We start from the raw sequence: 18,155 nt of genomic DNA, 5'->3' as shown, positions 1-18,155 counted from the left end.
ACTATTAAAATCCAACATTTAATCCGACTACAAATGAACGGCTGTGCGGGTAGGTTCCCCAGTCAATTCCCTGTACTGCTCCGTTATTTCCCCATTGATTCACTTCAGGATCCATACCTGTATAATTTGTCCAGGTCAAGAGATTACTTGCGGATACATAGGGCTGCAACTTTCGAATACCGATACGTCTGAGCGATTCTGATGTAATATTATAACCAAGCGAGATATTCTTAAGGCGCAGATAACTACCGTCTTCTACGAAGTATGTAGAGTTTTTGATATTAAATCCGGCTTTGGGCACACCTGTGATCTGTCCGGGAATTTGCCATCTGTCCAGCACACGTGTTGTCTGATTCTTACCATCATACATTCCTTCAGTCTCTATACGGCTGGCATTGTAAATATCATTTCCATATGACCCTTGTATAAAAATGCTCAGGTCTATATTCTTCCATGAAAAATTGTTTGTCATCCCATAAGTAAAGTTCGGATTAGGATCCCCGATATAGGTCCGGTCCGAAGGAGATAATCTGCCGTCACTATTGAGATCCCGATACATCAGTTCTCCGGTTTCAGGATTTACACCATCGCTGATATATCCATAGAAACCACCCATCGGACGGCCTGGTTCATTCCGCACAACAGCCTCATTCACAACACCGCTTGTAACAGCATCATTATAGATTTTCTGCATTTCCAGTTTCTCTAAGCGGTTACGGTTAAACGAGATATTAAAATCCGTTTCCCATTTCAGGTCACCTGTCAGGTTTTTACTCCCTACAGTAGCTTCAAATCCTTTATTGATCATTTCCCCTTCGTTGCGGGCAATATTACCCACTGCTGCTGAGCCGGCCGGAAGTACCAGATACATCAGCATATCTCGGGTATGCTTGTAATAGTAATCCAGTGCGACATTAACACGACCGTTTAATACAGACAGATCCACTCCTACATTAGACTGCCTTGTTGTTTCCCATTTCAGATCGGGAGTACGCAGATTAGCCTGAGATATGGTAGGAAGAGCATTTTGCTGACCTTCCTTGAACCATTCGATCCGACCAATATCATAGCGTTGCAAATAGGCGTAGTCCCCTATCCCCGATTGATTTCCGGTCTCTCCCCAACCTCCTCGTATTTTCAGATCATTCAGCCATTCGGTATCAGACAGAAAATCCTCTGCAGACAGTCTCCATGCAGCAGATACGGACGGGAATATTCCCCAGCGATTGTCCGGATGTATCTTAGATGATCCGTCTGCACGCACATTTGCAGTGACCAGATATTTGCTGTCAAAATTGTACATGACTCGTGCAAAGTAAGACATGATTGTCCATGCTGATGCACCTGACCCCGTATTATTCCAGGAGATTTTATTCGCAGCATTCAGTGTCTGGATCAGATCATTACGGTAGTGAGAGCCATAAATGTAATTATTAGTATACTTGGAATCTGTCCATGAACTTCCCAGCATAGATTCTATATTATGTTTCCCGAAACTATTGTTATAGGTCAGGACATTATCCCAGGTGAGAACTGTATTCATATTTCGCAAATCCGCTCCTTCACCAAACTGATTACGTCCCCAGGCAGTGGCGATAGGATCCAGAAATCTGGTATTTACCGCATTTCTTCTATCCAGTGTAAAGGAAGACTTAAAGGTCAGTTCGGGCAGAAAAGTGATCAATGTACTTCCACTGGCCAAAAGACGGTTTTCCTTATCTTTATTATTAGCACTTCTGGCCAGGTTTTCCAGCGGGCTTGTAATGTTCCCTATCCCGTAAAAATTATTATAATACTGTGCCGGATTTTCCGGATTCCAGATCGGCGCATAGGTAGGCGTATTGATGACAGACAATACTACACCACCCCGGTTAGCACCTGTACCCGTAGAAATACCATTATTAGAATAATCTGAGTAGTTAACGTTAGCACTTACATTCAACCACTTACGCACCTGATTATTAATATTGGCTCTGAAATTATATCGTTTAAAAAAAGCTGCATTTAAAACTCCTTTTTCATCAACATAACCTGCAGAAAGAAAGTATTTCAGTTTTTCAGTACCGTCCGAAATGGATAGCTGATAATTCTGCAGCTTACCCGTTTTGTAGGCTTCCTTGAACCAGTCTGTCTGATCTTTTAGATTTGCCGGCAAAGAAACCAAACCGATTTCATTCTGTAATTCACGATATTGATCTGTATTGAGTACATCGAATGAATTGGCAACCACATTGTGGGTAAGCTGTGCATTCAGATCTATTTTTGCTTCACCTGCGACACCAGACCTGGTCGATATCAGAATTACGCCATTGGCCGCTCTGGATCCATAGATCGCAGCGGAGGAGGCGTCTTTTAAAATCTGCATGCCGGCAATATCATTTGCCGAGAGAAAACGTATATTGTCTACCGGCACTCCATCTACGACATATAACGGATCGTTACTACCATTAAAAGAAGTTGTCCCGCGCACCCGGATAGACATTTCTGCTCCCGGAGTACCATTGGGTTGTATCACCGATACACCGGCAGCTTTACCCTGAATCGCCTGACCTACATTCACAATCGGCCGCTGGTCCAGATCCTTGGTTGATACGGAAGAAATGGCCGTGGTGACATCTTTACGTTTGGCGGTACCGTAGCCGATAACAATGACATCTTCCAGCTCATTCATGGCAGACTGCAATGCTACAGAATGTGATGATGTGGTTGCCGTAATGCTCTGCGGATTGTAACCGACATACGTCACTACAAGTACGGCATTACGAGGCACCTTAAGTTCGTAACGTCCGTCCCGGTCTGTCAATGTACCGTTGGAAGTACCCTTCTGTACAACTGACACCCCCGTCAGCGCCTCCTTTGTCTGTGCATCAGTTATGGTTCCTCGGACCGTAATACTTTCCTGTGCAAATAACACAGATTGACTTAGTATCAACAGGAGCATCGGAAACAGATAGATGAACAACTTACCTTTTTGGATAAAAAGCTTCATAATGTTTTGAAATTGATGATTTATTTGATTGGTTATTATTACTCATACGGACCGCATAAAGAGCAGACCGCGATATTGACCAAAGTTATAAAAGGGAGCCCCTGCTTTTAAGGGCATATAGTGAAAAAGTACTTGCGATTAAACGCAACACATTGACAACAAGATTATTACACAAATAAATGTATTGTAAAAAGTACCTGTTTAAGAAGCAATTAATGATTATTCCGCACTTTAAGACCTATTTGTCGAACGATATCTTCGAAATCAGCCCGTTCTACGGCAGCCTTGTTTCGTACTTTTGTGCGGTAATTGTAGACGGTACGCAGGGAATATCGCAGAAAACCCGCGATCTTGACACTGTCCGTTATTCCTAACCGGATGAGCGCAAATATACGGAGCTCTGTATTCAGCAGTTCTCCTTTCTTAGGCCATATCTGTTCTTCAGCAAGCAACAGACTATTAAAATCCTGAATAAAGGCAGGATAGAGATTGAGAAAAATACGGTCAAAGTTTTTATACAATTCTTCCACCTCATGTTCCACCATTCGGGTAGATTTCAACTGTTCGATCAGTGGTTTGATCTGATTATTGGAGGCTTGTTTGAGTACAGACTTCCGGAGATCTTCCATCTTATCTATATAAGAAGAGCACATATCAAAAAAACGGGCAATATATTCCTCTTTGATATGATTAGATTCAGACAGGTTCATATTGACCAGGGAAAGATCTTCATTTAAGTCCTTTAATCTTTCGTTTGTCTCGGATAATGCTTTCCGGGTCTTAGCCAAATGGCTCATCTGCCTGTACAGATATACAATACCTGCAATCAGCACGACAGATAATACACTGATAAGAATAAGATATATTAAAAGAACTTTTTTCTGTTGTTCAATACGCTGCTGGTAAGCAGCATTGATCAAAGGATAGAATGATGTACCTTCAATAACACGGTATCTTACATTGGAAACCATCGCATCATCTATAGCTTTCTCGATGAGCTTAAATGCCCGGTCAAAATCTCCTTGTTCATAATAACTCAATGCCAGATCCTGTAAGGAAGCATTATCCCGCGTGGCATGTTCTATATCTGCACAGGCTGATACAGCATAGTAATACTTTTTCTTTGGGATATCATTATTCTGCTGATATATCAATCCCAAAAAATAGGCTGTCATGGCTTTGTTTTCCAGATCATTCTGATATGTATCTAATAATTTCAGCAACATCCCTTCTGCTGCATTTCTGTCTCCTTTAAACAACGTCTGAGTAGCCTGTACGATCGCATACTGTTCTGAAGAGTGGTCAAGAACTGAAAGCAAGGAATCTCTGTACAATTCACTTTGCTGATAATAGGTACTCATATTATTACTTTGACCGTAATGGCTGTAAAAAGAGCTGTACGTCTCATAATACGGAGGCAAAAATTTTGGATCAAGTTTATTCCGGTCAATATTCTCCAACAATTTCTTTGATTCAATATAACGGCCTACAGTAGAATACAATGCAGCGAGGTCTAGATCTACACGAATTCGCAATGCATCGTCTTTCAATTCATGGGCTAATGTCTGACACTTCAAGACATAAGCAATCGCTGAATCTGACTGAAACTTTCTATAGCCTTCATAAATCCTGTAATTAGCATCAAAATATTTTCCTGGTTCCCGTTTAACCAATGCAGCCTGCTGCTTCAGACCAGCAATCATATCCTCTCTCTTTTTTACAAAATAATGTTGACGTCGGATCAGATCATCCAGTTTTTTCTCTACATCCGAATACGGTAAAAGATTCTGCTGTCCAAAAACATCTGCAGAAAACAAAAACATCATTGCAAAAAAGAAATATACAATACGCATTAAGGGATTAATCTTTTTGGTTACTCAATAAATGGGTTTGTGTGTAATTACGATATGGTAATGACAAGAATTCGGTTCCTTTGCAATCTTACGATCCTGAATCTCAGAGCTTCACATCTTATTAAGGTCCTATATCTACGAAAACACGCTGAAATGCAATATAAATACATTCAAAGATAGGGATTTTACATGGAGTTTGATTTTATTAAGTCAATAAGAAAGTATCGTAGAAATCTGGCCTCTCGTTAAAAATTAATCAATAATACAACAGCATTAAAATAATATTATCAACAAAACTTCCATTTGAATTAAATTATACTATTTTTGTTAACGTAATAATATGAGGTTTCACATCATAAAGGGAACAAAGTAAAACTTAGGTTTGAATGCAATCTACATTATGATCTGGAGATAAATCCACAATCGAATGTCTTTTTTAAGAAAAGGCATTTTTAATAAAAATATACTTCATGGAAGGAAGAGAACTACTGAAAACAGAAGTGGCTATTAGTTTTGTTAAAGACACTTTTTCACAACAGTTAAAACACAATTTAAATTTAATACCGATTTCCTCACCTCTGGTGGTACTGGACGGTACAGGTATCAACGATGATCTGAACGGCATAGAACGTCCTGTAGCTTTTCCAATCAAAGCACTGGAAGAGCGCCTTGCTGTCGTCGTACATTCACTGGCAAAATGGAAAAGACTACGTCTCCGTGAACTGGACATGCTTCCAGGAGAAGGTATTCTTACAGATATGCGTGCCTTACGTCCGGACGAAGATTATACTCCTATCCATTCGATCTACGTAGACCAGTGGGATTGGGAAAAAGTAATTTTGCCTGAACACCGTAATCTGAATTACCTTAAAGAGACGGTGGTGAGAATTTATGAATCTTTAAAATTCACAGAACATCAGGTCGAAAAACAATATCCGGCGATTAAAGCTATTCTACCGGATACCATCACATTTATCTCTTCAGAAGAATTATTGCAGAAATATCCTGCATTCACTCCAAAAGAAAGAGAAAATGCAATCACCAAAGAATTTGGTGCTGTATTCCTGTATGGTATCGGTGGCGAACTAAGCAATGGAAAAGCACATGACGGACGCGCTGCCGATTATGACGACTGGAGCAGTGTAAATGAAAACGGTTACAACGGCCTGAATGGAGATATTCTTGTCTGGAATCCTGTTCTCAACAGCGCATTTGAACTTTCATCTATGGGTATACGCGTAGATAAAAAAGCATTGCAATATCAGCTCGAAATCCGCAATAATACAGAAAGAGCATCACTTACTTTTCATAAAATGCTCCTTGACGGACATCTTCCTGAATCCATAGGCGGAGGGATAGGCCAATCCAGAGTCTGTATGTTTATGCTTAAGAAATCGCATATAGGTGAAGTACAGGTCAGTATCTGGGATGAGCAGGAAAAAGAAAATCTTAGAATTCAGGGAATCAATATTCTGTAGTCTGAGGTTATAAACATAAGGTCTGATCCGTTCAGACCTTATGTCATTATACATAAATACAAATGACCGAAAAAGCAACATTTATCATCAGAGAATACAAGGCAGATGATCAGTCTCCTGTCATCGGATTATTACGTCTCAATACACCTGAATATTTTTCTTCGGAAGAGGAAGTCGATCTGATCCATTACCTTCAACATGAAATAGACCACTATTATGTTGTGGAATCTAACGGACTGATTATCGGATGCGGAGGTATCAACTTCGCTGAAGATAAAACGGTCGGAAAGATTAGTTGGGATATTCTTCACCCGGATTTCCAGGGACAATCCATAGGAAGTGCATTACTTAAATACCGGATCAAGGAATTACAGAACACCTATCACATTCAGAAAATAACTGTCAGGACATCCCAACTTGTTTATAGGTTTTATGAAAAGAACGGGTTTGTACTTACCAAAATAGCCAAAGATTACTGGGCTCCGGGTTACGACCTTTATAGTATGCGATACGATCCAGAGGCGCTTCAAAACCAGCTTTAATAAGATTACATCATAACATTAAACAAAAAAGGTCTTACGCTGCATTGCATAAGACCTTTTTGATAAATTCTTATATTTTGTTAGTTGCTGAAATAGGCTCTTACATTTTTACCTTCAACCCAGTTCATAAAAGCTTTATTCACAACTTTGTTTCCTCCAGGAGTCGGATAATCTCCTGAAAAATACCAATCTCCTTTATGATCAGGGATAGCTGTATGCAGGTTCTCCAATGTCTGGAAGATAACTTCTACATCTGCTTTCAAATGGTGAGGTTTGATGATTTTCGCAATTTCAGCTGAAATTTCTTCATTTGTAAACGGCGCATAGATTGCCTTTACATAATTCTCAATTTCTTCTTTATCTTTTGTCAGAGAAGCTACACACTTCTGATAAACTTCATCAATAATGTGTGCCAGTCCACGTTGCTTTAACAGGTTAATTGCAGCTTCAAATGCTACAAACTCGCCCATACGTGACATATCGATACCATAACAATCCGGGTAACGGATCTGTGGTGCAGATGAAACGATAACAATCTTCTTCGGATTCAAACGATCCAGAATCGTCAGAATACTCTGTTTTAATGTCGTTCCTCTTACGATAGAATCATCTATAGCTACTATTGTATCTTTATCATCTCTGACGATACCATAAGTCGTATCGTACACATGCTGTACCATATCTGTACGGTCTGCATCTTGTGTAATAAACGTTCTTAATTTAGCATCTTTTACATTTAACTTTTCAAAACGTGGCGCCATACTCAGTACTTCTTCCAGTTCTGTATCCGAAATTTTATCCTCCCGGTTTAGTAAAGCCTGTTTCTGAAGATCACGCACATATGCATTTACACCCTCAGTCATACCGTAGTATGAAACTTCAGCAGTATTAGGTATAAAAGAAAATACGGTATTTTTGATATCGTAATTTATAGATTCCAACACCAACGGAGTCAGGAGACGGCCCAATTCTTTACGTTCCTTGTAAATATCTGCGTCAGAACCGCGGGAAAAGTAAATACGTTCAAATGAACATGATTTTTTCTCAACCGGCTGGCGAAACATCTCTTCTGTGACAGTACCATCCTTTTTCGCAATGAGTGCATGTCCTGGCTTGATTTCTTTAACACTTCCAATCGGAATATTAAAAGCAGTCTGTATTACCGGTCTTTCTGAAGCAACAACAAGTATTTCTTCATCCTGATAATAGAATGCCGGTCTGATACCTGCCGGATCACGCATAACAAAAGCATCACCGTGACCAAATATACCAGCAATAGTATATCCCCCATCCCAGGTTTTGGCAGAACGGGTTAATATTTTGGCTACATCCAGATTTTTGGCAATCAGTGAACTGATTTCCACATTAGAGTAGTCTTCTTTTTTAAACTTATCAAATAACTCCTGATTTTCATCGTCCAAGAAGTGTCCGATTTTTTCCAATACAGTTACCGTATCCGCTTTCTCCTTTGGATGCTGTCCCAACTCATACAGTTGTTGCAACAACTCATCCACATTGGTCATATTAAAATTTCCGGCTACAACCAGATTACGGCTCATCCAGTTATTCTGTCTCAGGAAAGGATGACAGCTCTCAATACTGTTTTTTCCGTGAGTTCCATATCTCAAATGTCCCAAAAGCACTTCACCGGTAAAGCTTACATGCTCTTTCAGCCAGGTTGTATCTTTCGATTCTTTAGGATATGCCTTCTGAACGGCAGCAAATTTCTTCTGAACATATTCGAAGATATCTGCCACAGCAGATGAACCCATTGCTCTATAACGGCTGATGTAACGGTTACCAGGTTGCGTATCAAATTTGATCGTCGCAATACCAGCACCATCTTGTCCGCGATTGTGCTGTTTTTCCATTAATAGATACAGCTTATTAATCCCGTAATAGGGCGTACCGTATTTTTCCTGATAATAAGAGAGGGGTTTTAACAATCGAATAAGTGCAATTCCGCACTCGTGTTTTATAGCGTCACTCATAGCTTGATTTGATGACGCAAAGTTACATATTATTTAAGAAAATATTTCATAAAAAGTCTTTCTAAAGTTTTCGCAATGTCATTTCTTATCCAACACAAAATACCCCTGTATATCGGATGATTTACAGGGGATTGCGGATGTTAGTCTTAAGCTATATTATAATTTCTCATTATGCTGAGAAAGATCAAGTCCGATTTCTTCTTCTTCTTCGCTCACCCGCAACGGAGAGATCAGGTCTGTCAGTTTTAAAAGTACAAAAGCCAGTATCAATGTAAAAAGAGTCGCTCCTACCAAACCTATCACATGCGCAAAAAAAAGCGTAGTCTCTCCGAAAAACAATCCGTCATGCTCTACAGCCCCGTTTATCGCTTTAGTAGCAAATATTCCGGTAAGTAGCATCCCCACCATACCACCTAATCCGTGACACGGAAATACATCAAGCGTATCATCCACACGTGATTTGGTTCTCCAATCGACGACCATCCGACTGATAAGTGCTGCTACAGCACCAATAATCAGGGAATGTGGTACGGTCACGAATCCTGCAGCAGGTGTAATAGCAACCAGTCCTACTACGGCGCCGATACAAGTCCCCATCGCAGATGGTTTAATCCCTCTTGCTGCATCAAAAAATATCCACATCAATGCCGCTGCACCTGAGGCTGCGGAAGTAGTCGCCAGTGCTGTAGCAGCCAGCGCATTGGCTCCGAAAGCTGAACCGGCATTGAATCCAAACCATCCGAACCATAACATCCCCGTACCCAGCATCACATATGTAATGCGTGCCGGATTATGGGCATGAAAATCTTTACCCTGTTTAAGATAGATCGCTGCAGCTAATGCAGTCAGTCCTGCAGACATATGTACAACTGTACCACCTGCAAAATCCAGGACGCCAAGCTTGAAAAGCACACCATCCGGATGCCAGGTAGCATGCGCCAGCGGAGCATAAATAAAAATAAAAAACAAACAGATAAATAAAATATAAGAGGTAAAACGGATACGTTCGGCCACAGCACCTGTTATCAATGCAGGAGTAATAATTGCAAATTTAAGCTGATACATCGCAAATAAGGTAAACGGAATGGTTGGTGCGCCCGGCCAGGGCTTACCTCCTATCACATGCTCAAACATAAAATAGGTACGTGGATCACCTATAATACCACCAATCGAGGTACCAAACACCAGACTGAAACCAAATACAACCCATATCACCGCCACTACTGCCATACAAATAAAACTCTGCAACATCGTAGAGATTACATTCTTCTTTTTCACCATTCCTCCATAAAAATAAGCTAAACCCGGAGTCATAATCAAAACCAGAGCCGTAGATGTCAACATCCAGGCTGTATCCGCACCTGAATATTCAAAATCACTACCACTAACAGGAACTGAAGGGAAAATCAGAGCTAAGATCAAAACCCCCACCATAAAAATCAGCGGAAAAACAGACTTTTTACTTTTCATATTTAATATTACGCTTTATAATTACTCAAAAATATATTAATTCATTAAAAAAACAATAAAAAAAGTATATTTTTTTCAAAAAATATTCAAAAATATAATCATATTCAAAATAAAATTCATCAATAAAGATAAAATTGGCAACAAAAAAAAGGAGATGATCATTGATCATCTCCTTTCTAAGGTTAAAAACCTTCTATTTCTTAGAACTGCTTGTTAAGTTTTTCTGTCAATACTGATTTTGGTACTGCTCCAACTTGTTTATCAACGATCTCGCCGTTTTTGAAGAACAATAGTGCAGGAATGTTACGTATACCAAAACGAACTGAAATTTCAGGGTTACTATCTACGTCAACTTTTCCGACAACAGCCTTACCTTCATATTCTTTAGCGATCTCTTCTACAACCGGACCTACCATGCGGCAAGGACCACACCATTCTGCCCAAAAATCTACCAATACCGGTTTATCTGATTTTAATACCAATTCTTCAAAATTGCTGTCTGTAATTTCTAAAGCCATAATTATCTTTTTTTTAAACAATGATTTACATCATTATGGGTTATCTCTTTAATCTCTAACAAAGATAAACAACGTCATCTGAATTTTAGTCATCGACGGGTTAAATAATAACTATGCTGTATCAATTCAATCTATAATTAACACCTTCAAACTGCTCTATCCCATCCAAAAATTCGTTTGTGAGGTTAATTTTTATAGTTTTCGCCGGCATCTCTATATTGAAGCCTTCCTGTATATCCACAATTTTGAATTTCAACTGACAATTGGCATCCTGTCCTTCTACCCGCGTACCGTCTATTAAGTTCTTCATAAACTGTACAAATTCAGGATTGACAACCTGTAAAGGCACCTGTACGGTAAAACTTTTCGCCAGTTTCTCCCGAAGATCCGATAACAACTGGATATTTTTCAGCTCAAAACCCCAGTTTCCGACCTGCCTGAATCTTTCCTGAACCAATCCGCGGATCTGCACAAAGTATCCTTCCTGCAGATAGCCCTTAAATTTAACATAATCCTCACCGAAGACCATCATTTCAAATGAATCCGAATAATCTTCTATAACCAGTATCCCAAAGGGTTTGCCATTCTTGGAAACACGATGATTTGCTGCTGCAATTATCCCTCCGATAATGACTTCTTTATTTTTGATCTTATTGAACTCTAGCAATACATCCTCTTCCACTTCTGAAGCTTTGACTTTATTGATCAGTTGGAGTTCACTTACGTTGTTCTGGCAGAAATGTTTGATCTCAAATTTATAGTTGTCAAGCGGATGACTGGTCAGGTAAATACCGATCACATCTTTCTCGTACTTGAGTTTTTCGATGAGTCCCCACTGCGGACATGGCGCCAGTACAGGCTCCGGAAGCTCAGCACTTCCACCTCCTCCAAACAGGCTCGCCTGAGCTGAACTTTCATTTTCTTTGTGACGCTGACCAAACTTGACAGCTTTTTCCAGTCCGGTAGAGTTATCTCCGTCCACATGAAAATACTGGGCACGATGTGTATCCTTGAAACTATCAAAACCTCCGGCATAAGCCAGACTTTCGAATGCTTTTTTGTTAGCAGCACGAAGATCTATCCTCTTGGCCATATCAAATACTGATTTATAAGGGTTGCCTTCACGAGTCTGTACTATCGTATCCACAGCCCCTGCACCTACTCCTTTGACGGCTCCCATTCCAAAACGAATAGCCCCTCTATCATTTACAGTAAATTTATAATGTGATTCATTGACATCCGGCCCTAATACTTCCAGCCCCATTCTCCGGCACTCTTCCATAAAGAATGTCACCTGTTTGATATCATTCATATTATTGGACAATACAGCCGCCATATATTCAGCAGGGAAATGCGCTTTCAGATAGGCTGTCTGATAAGCTACCCATGCATAACAGGTAGAGTGTGATTTATTGAAGGCATAACTCGCAAAAGCTTCCCAGTCGGTCCAGATTTTTTCCAGCACTTTGGCATTATGTCCTTTTTCTACAGCCTGCGCTACAAACTTAGGCTTCATCTTATCCAGTACAGCCTTTTGTTTCTTACCCATCGCCTTACGCAATACGTCGGCATCACCTTTTGAGAATCCGGCGAGTTTCTGTGACAGTAGCATTACCTGCTCCTGATATACGGTAATACCATATGTTTCTTTCAGGTACTCTTCACAGGCATCCAGATCGTATACAATCGGCTCTATTCCGTGTTTACGTTTGATAAAGCTTGGGATATACTCCATCGGCCCCGGACGATACAGGGCATTCATCGCAATCAGATCGGCAAACACAGTGGGCTTGAGATCCTTCATATGCTTCTGCATACCGGGCGACTCGTACTGGAATACACCGATGGTCTCTCCGCGTTGGAATAACTCATATGTTAACTGATCATCTATCGGGAAATTGTCCGGATCCAGATCCAGATTATGCCTCAGTTTGACGTTAGCAACAGTATCTTTAATCAGGGTAAGTGTCTTTAACCCTAAAAAGTCCATCTTCAGGAGACCCGCACTTTCCACCACGGAGTTATCAAACTGCGTTACATAAAGGTCGGAGTCTTTCGCTAATGAAACCGGAACGAAATTAGTGATATCATCGGGCGTAATAATAACTCCGCAGGCATGAATACCTGTATTCCGCATAGAACCTTCGAGTACTCTTGCCTGCTTGATTGTCTCGGCTTCAAGTCCGGCGCCATCAGCAAGCGAGATGAGTTTATGGACAGCTTCGAGCTCTTCAGCCCGAAGGGCTTCCTTCAATGCTTTTTCATCCATATTGAAGATCTTGCTCAGCTTGAGATTAGGAATCAGCTTGGCAATCTCATTGGCTTCTGCGAGCGGAAGATCCAATACACGGGCTGTATCTTTGATCGAAGATTTGGCGGCCATAGTTCCATAGGTAATGATCTGTGCAACCTGAGAAGCACCGTATTTATCAATTACATACTGCATGACCCTTCCACGGCCTTCATCATCAAAGTCAATATCAATATCGGGCATGGATACACGATCCGGATTCAGGAAACGCTCGAAAAGCAGATCATACTGAATAGGGTCAATATTTGTAATACCCAGACAGTAAGCAACGGCTGATCCGGCAGCAGATCCACGTCCCGGACCTACAGAAACCCCCATATTGCGGGCTTCAGCAATAAAATCCTGTACGATAAGGAAATAACCCGGATATCCTGTCTTTTCAATGGTCGCGAGTTCAAAATCTAATCGTTCACGAATATCATCCGTAATCTCGGCATATCGTTTCTCCGCACCCACATAGGTAAGATGAGCCAGATACTTGTTCTCCCCTCTTTTACCTCCATCTTCATTATCTTCCTGTACCTGGAACTGTTCGGGGATTTCAAACTTAGGAAGCAAAACATCCCTGTTTAGTTTGAATATCTCTACTTTATCAATAATCTCCTGAATATTAACAATGGCCTCCGGAAGATCGGCAAACACCTTCTTCATTTCAGGAGCAGACTTAAAGTAATATTCCTGATTGGGCAAACCAAAACGGAAACCACGTCCTCTTCCTTTTGGCGTAGAGAGCTTCTCTCCGTCTTTTACACAAAGTAAAATATCGTGAGCATGAGCATCTGCTTTATTGACATAGTAAGTATTGTTTGTTCCGATGACTTTTACCCCATGTCTGCGCGCCAGCGAAACCAATGTTTCATTGACACGGTTTTCATCTTCCTGTCCGTGGCGCATGACTTCGATATAGAAGTCTTCCCCAAACTGTTCTTTCCACCAGATCAATGCTTCTTCCGCCTGATTCTCTCCGATGTTGAGTATCTTATTCGGAATTTCCCCCTGCAAGTTACCCGAAAGGACAATAATATCTTCTTTGTACTGCTCTACAACCTTTTTGTCAATACGCGGCACATAATAGAATCCTTTTGTATACGCTACCGATGACATTTTTGCCAGATTGTGATAGCCATTTTTATTTTTAGCCAGGAAGACAACCTGATAACCGTTATCTTTCCGACTCTTATCAAGGTGATCCTCACAGATAAAGAACTCACATCCTACTATAGGTTTGATTATAGTCTCTGTAGGTGCTTCCCCATTATCTATAAGTTCCTGATTTTTGGTTTCCGCATCCTTATTATGACCGAGTACACGGCTTACAAAATGGAAAGCCCCCATCATATTTCCATGATCGGTCAGGGCTACTGCGGGCATTTTATTTTTAACAGCGGCATCAACCAGACCTCCAATAGAGATCGTGGATTGTAAAACTGAAAATTGGGAGTGGTTATGTAAATGAGCAAATACAGCATCATCCAGGGCAGCCGCAGCTTCCTGATCAATGACAACTTCATCTGCTCCTGAGGTTTGCTGACGTGCTCTGATCTCATCTGAAGCCTTTTTCAGGTTCAGGTGCTGGAGACCTACCGTTTCTATTGGTCCGGGATTCTGTGTTTTAAACTCAACAAAGTATCCGGTATCCTGTTGAAGCTGATCTAATGTAAAGACTTCAAGACGTACTAATTCAAGAAAACAACGAGTCGTCGCTTCCACATCGGCGGTTGCATTGTGTGCTTCAGCAAAGGGAACTCCAAAAAGATAAGTGTGTAACTCCGTCAGATTAGGAAGTTTAAACCGGCCTCCGCGTCCACCGGGAAGTTTCAGCAACTCAGCCGTTACTTCAGTACAGGTATCCAGCACAGGCATCTCAGCCATAGGTGATTCTACTCCGTAACGGTAGAATTCACACCCCATAATATTTAGGTCAAAGCCAATATTCTGTCCGACTACAAATTTGGCTTTTGCCAATGCTTCATTGAACCTGACCAATGCTTCCTGTATAGGGATACCGCGCTCCTGCGCTAACTCTGTAGATATACCGTGTATCTTTTCAGAGTCATAAGGAATATTAAAGCCATCCGGTGCGATGAGAAAATCTGCATGCTCCACCATATTTCCCATATCATCATGAAGCTGCCATGCAATTTGTATACATCTGGGCCAGTTATCGGTATCCGTAATCGGTGCATCCCATCTTTTAGGTAAACCTGTAGTTTCCGTATCAAAAATTATATACATATCGTCCTTCCTTATCCTTTTCTTACTGCAACATGAGCGACATAAAACTTGCCGTTCAAAGCTTACATGAAGTTACAAAATTACTAAAGATTTCCAGTCATCGCACTTTAAAAATGGGATATCTTTTATCCTGTTAATCTACAATAAATTATAAGTAAGGACTCAACAGCTCAGAAACAAAGGCACAGCACACAGCAAGCCATATCCGAATAAGCTACAACAATAAAACAAACTGAAAAACAAATACTTACCCCTTATCAAATAACAGTTCTATATTGACACTCGTCCCTTCACCTGCAACAGAGCTGATATCTACATTTCCTTTCATATAAGAAGCCCGCATTCTTACATTCTGTAAGCCGATACCTTTCCCTTGCTGCTCTGTCTGACTGAGATCAAATCCTTTTCCGTTATCTTCTACAGTAATGAGAAATCCTTCTTCATTCTGAAAACATTGTACAATGATTCTTGTCGCATTACCATGACGAATAGCATTGTTCAGTAATTCCTGAATAATCCTGTAAATATTGGATTGCACGCCAGGAGGAGTATCACTTTTTATCTCATCACACTGCAACTCTATAACCAAACCTTCCCGATGTAAAGATGTACACAAATCCTCCAAAGCAACTGTAAGTCCGGAACGAACTAATGTTTCGGGCATCATATTGCGGGCAATATGCCTTAGCTCGCTGATACTGTTATCCAGCTGCGTTCGTATATCATTAATACTAGTCGTCTCTGCCTCCGCCGCAAGTTTATATTTAATTCCTACCAATGCGCCTCCGAGACCATCGTGCAGATCGCGCGCAAGCCGGCTTCGCTCCTGTTCTTCTCCGGCAAGCATAGCCTGTGCAAATTTCAGTTCCTGCTGTTGCTTCAATATGCTAAGCTGCTGTTGCGCCTGTTTCTTGTGTTGTTTATAGAAATATATAAATACGGAGAGCACACAAAGTAATAAACAGGCTCCAATACCTAATATCCAGCTAAATAATAACTGATTCTTTTGTTGTAACAGTGTTTGTTGCTTTTCAGCTTCCAACTGCACTATTTTTTTCTCCTTTTCGGCAGTTTTAAATTTAATTTCAAGATCAGCTATCTCTTTCTTTGTATTTTCTTCATAAATACTATCCTTTAATGCTGCGTGGTTTTTCATCCAGGTAAGAGCATTCTTGTAGTCGCCCATTTCCTTATAGGTATCGGAAAGGTCCAAGGCGATTTGCTGTCGGTTATTTGCCATTTCAAACGGCATATTTTCCATTACAGCATATAACTCTTTCAGCGCAAGCGGAAATTTTTTCTGATTAAAATAGACATTAAAATATTGGTACCTCAGGCTATTCAGCTCATAGGGCATATTCAGTTCAGTAGCAACAGCTATTGCCTGTTTGATATATTCTTCAGCTTTAGTATAGTCTTTTTTATGCTGGTAGTACATAGAAGCCGTTTCTCCCAATATCAGGTGTGCCACAGATTTAGGTATAGTACGCAGTATAGTTTCCGCTTTGCGGATATAAGGCGTAGCTTTGTCCGCCTTTTTAGATTCCACATATACCCGTGCAAGATCTAACAATACGATGGCATATCTATCCTTTGAAAGATTATGCTGTTCATAATACCGGATACTCTTTTCATAATATTCAATGGCTTTATCATAGGTGGCTGTATTTGCAAATGCCATTCCTATATTACCGTACGAGCGTGCCACCCATTCATGATCTTCAGCCAGTTCTGCTGCAGGAATGGCTTTTTGGATCAGTATTTCTACCATCCCTTTTTTGTTGTCTTTATGGTCCAGCATCATGGCATAATTATGCCAGCTTTTGACCTGAAATTCATAGCTTTCTTTGCTTTTGTGTTTAGCAAATAAAAGAGCTGCCTGCTTATACAAATCCATACATTCCTGCGTCTCGCCATCCTTTATAAACAAATAACTGCCTTTATAAAAAGCATAGAGTGCATTCAGATAGCTGTTCTTACCGCTTAGTTGCTTGCCTTTATCAAGGTATCTCAAAGACTGTAAGGTATCTTTCTGTTTGATCCAATAATTAGAAAGCAGGTACGCAGAACGGGCTTTAATACTATCATTAGCCGCTGTGTGCAGCACTTTTGACAGACTATCGGTGTAGATTCTATTTTTGTTATCCTGCGCAAAAGAATAGGAATATTGGAGCAATAGTATAACGAAAAGAAGTAGTCGCTTCATAGATCAATTGTTACAACAGTTGAAAACTGATGGTTTAAGTTGTTTATTCTTCTTCTGAACAGGCTTCAAATTCCTCATCAGAACAGTTTTATTTTGATAGCGAATATAAGAAGATTTAGGTATCTGTATTTGATGAAATTAGAAATAGCGAAGGATTACTCTTTATTTACAGAAAATTCGTTTTGGAGAAATTGGAAACAATATAAATACAATTTACATAATTAAGTAGCAGGTTAGAAGGTAATGTATTTTCTACAAATATTAATATAAGAATGCAATTCAATATAAGCAAGTCTCATTAGAAGAATCATTTTACATATACTTTTGTTTTGTAGAGCAGGATTCATTTTCAAGAATAGTAAATTCTGTCATTACATATTTACGTAATTATCAATATGAGACCGAATATGACATAACATTTTTTAAAGCTAAACATGATTATGACATATCTAGCCTATCTGTTATTTTCAGTTTCTTTGATTATCTTTCTTACATAAGATTTTATAGCCCACATTATTAGCCGAATCACTCCGTAAATAACCATCAAACTTAGAATAGTTCC

General features: G+C 40.1%; 9 protein-coding genes. 2 read left to right on the top strand and 7 right to left on the bottom strand.

Features of this window, described 5'->3' with window-relative positions:
- Window positions 1-4: 4 nt before the first annotated feature.
- Window positions 5-2,989 (bottom strand): SusC/RagA family TonB-linked outer membrane protein, encoded by a 2,985-nt coding sequence (locus tag I6J03_RS16640; RefSeq protein ID WP_003004012.1) that lies wholly within the window; start codon window positions 2,987-2,989, stop codon window positions 5-7.
- Window positions 2,990-3,201: 212 nt separating this feature from the next.
- Window positions 3,202-4,842: a DUF6377 domain-containing protein gene (locus I6J03_RS16635; protein ID WP_003004013.1), complete on the bottom strand. Its 1,641-nt coding sequence runs from the start codon at window positions 4,840-4,842 to the stop codon at window positions 3,202-3,204.
- 470 nt (window positions 4,843-5,312) lie between these two features.
- Here I6J03_RS16635 and asnA point away from each other — a divergent pair, with 470 nt between their 5' ends.
- Entirely contained in the window at window positions 5,313-6,320 is a 1,008-nt protein-coding gene (asnA, locus tag I6J03_RS16630) for an aspartate--ammonia ligase (RefSeq protein WP_003004015.1), read from the top strand.
- A 62-nt stretch (window positions 6,321-6,382) separates the two neighbouring features.
- Window positions 6,383-6,862, top strand: coding sequence for a GNAT family N-acetyltransferase (locus I6J03_RS16625; RefSeq protein ID WP_003004016.1), 480 nt, complete (start codon window positions 6,383-6,385; stop codon window positions 6,860-6,862).
- A gap of 80 nt (window positions 6,863-6,942) precedes the next feature.
- On the opposite strand, the gene I6J03_RS16620 is transcribed toward I6J03_RS16625, so the two are convergent.
- The 5 genes from I6J03_RS16620 to I6J03_RS16600 all read right to left on the bottom strand — a co-directional run bounded on the left by I6J03_RS16620 (window position 6,943) and on the right by I6J03_RS16600 (window position 17,593).
- The gene (locus I6J03_RS16620) at window positions 6,943-8,853 is read right to left on the bottom strand and encodes an amidophosphoribosyltransferase (RefSeq protein WP_003004018.1); all 1,911 of its coding nucleotides are present in this window, start codon (window positions 8,851-8,853) and stop codon (window positions 6,943-6,945) included.
- Window positions 8,854-9,009: 156 nt separating this feature from the next.
- Window positions 9,010-10,323 (bottom strand): ammonium transporter, encoded by a 1,314-nt coding sequence (locus tag I6J03_RS16615; RefSeq protein ID WP_201693834.1) that lies wholly within the window; start codon window positions 10,321-10,323, stop codon window positions 9,010-9,012.
- 200 nt (window positions 10,324-10,523) lie between these two features.
- Entirely contained in the window at window positions 10,524-10,841 is a 318-nt protein-coding gene (trxA, locus tag I6J03_RS16610) for a thioredoxin (protein WP_003001286.1), read from the bottom strand.
- Between the two features lie 121 nt (window positions 10,842-10,962).
- Window positions 10,963-15,387 carry a DNA polymerase III subunit alpha gene (gene dnaE, locus I6J03_RS16605; RefSeq protein ID WP_003004025.1) on the bottom strand — a complete coding sequence of 1,475 codons (4,425 nt, stop codon included), beginning with the start codon at window positions 15,385-15,387 and terminating at the stop codon, window positions 10,963-10,965.
- Between the two features lie 247 nt (window positions 15,388-15,634).
- Complete coding sequence (locus I6J03_RS16600; RefSeq protein ID WP_003004026.1) at window positions 15,635-17,593, bottom strand: tetratricopeptide repeat-containing sensor histidine kinase; 1,959 nt, start codon at window positions 17,591-17,593, stop codon at window positions 15,635-15,637.
- Window positions 17,594-18,155 lie beyond the last annotated feature (562 nt).

Origin of the sequence: Sphingobacterium spiritivorum (assembly GCF_016724845.1) — a bacterium.
In the GTDB taxonomy this organism is placed as follows: Bacteria; Bacteroidota; Bacteroidia; order Sphingobacteriales; family Sphingobacteriaceae; genus Sphingobacterium; species Sphingobacterium spiritivorum_A.
This window is presented reverse-complemented; position numbering and strand designations above follow the sequence as displayed.

What these genes read in the sequence shown, in the direction of transcription:
- I6J03_RS16640 (WP_003004012.1), bottom strand. Translation starts at nt 2,989, where the DNA reads ATGAAGCTTTTTATCCAAAAAGGTAAGTTGTTCATCTATCTGTTTCCG.
- I6J03_RS16635 (WP_003004013.1), bottom strand. Translation starts at nt 4,842, where the DNA reads ATGCGTATTGTATATTTCTTTTTTGCAATGATGTTTTTGTTTTCTGCA.
- asnA (WP_003004015.1), top strand. Translation starts at nt 5,313, where the DNA reads ATGGAAGGAAGAGAACTACTGAAAACAGAAGTGGCTATTAGTTTTGTT.
- I6J03_RS16625 (WP_003004016.1), top strand. Translation starts at nt 6,383, where the DNA reads ATGACCGAAAAAGCAACATTTATCATCAGAGAATACAAGGCAGATGAT.
- I6J03_RS16620 (WP_003004018.1), bottom strand. Translation starts at nt 8,853, where the DNA reads ATGAGTGACGCTATAAAACACGAGTGCGGAATTGCACTTATTCGATTG.
- I6J03_RS16615 (WP_201693834.1), bottom strand. Translation starts at nt 10,323, where the DNA reads ATGAAAAGTAAAAAGTCTGTTTTTCCGCTGATTTTTATGGTGGGGGTT.
- trxA (WP_003001286.1), bottom strand. Translation starts at nt 10,841, where the DNA reads ATGGCTTTAGAAATTACAGACAGCAATTTTGAAGAATTGGTATTAAAA.
- dnaE (WP_003004025.1), bottom strand. Translation starts at nt 15,387, where the DNA reads ATGTATATAATTTTTGATACGGAAACTACAGGTTTACCTAAAAGATGG.
- I6J03_RS16600 (WP_003004026.1), bottom strand. Translation starts at nt 17,593, where the DNA reads ATGAAGCGACTACTTCTTTTCGTTATACTATTGCTCCAATATTCCTAT.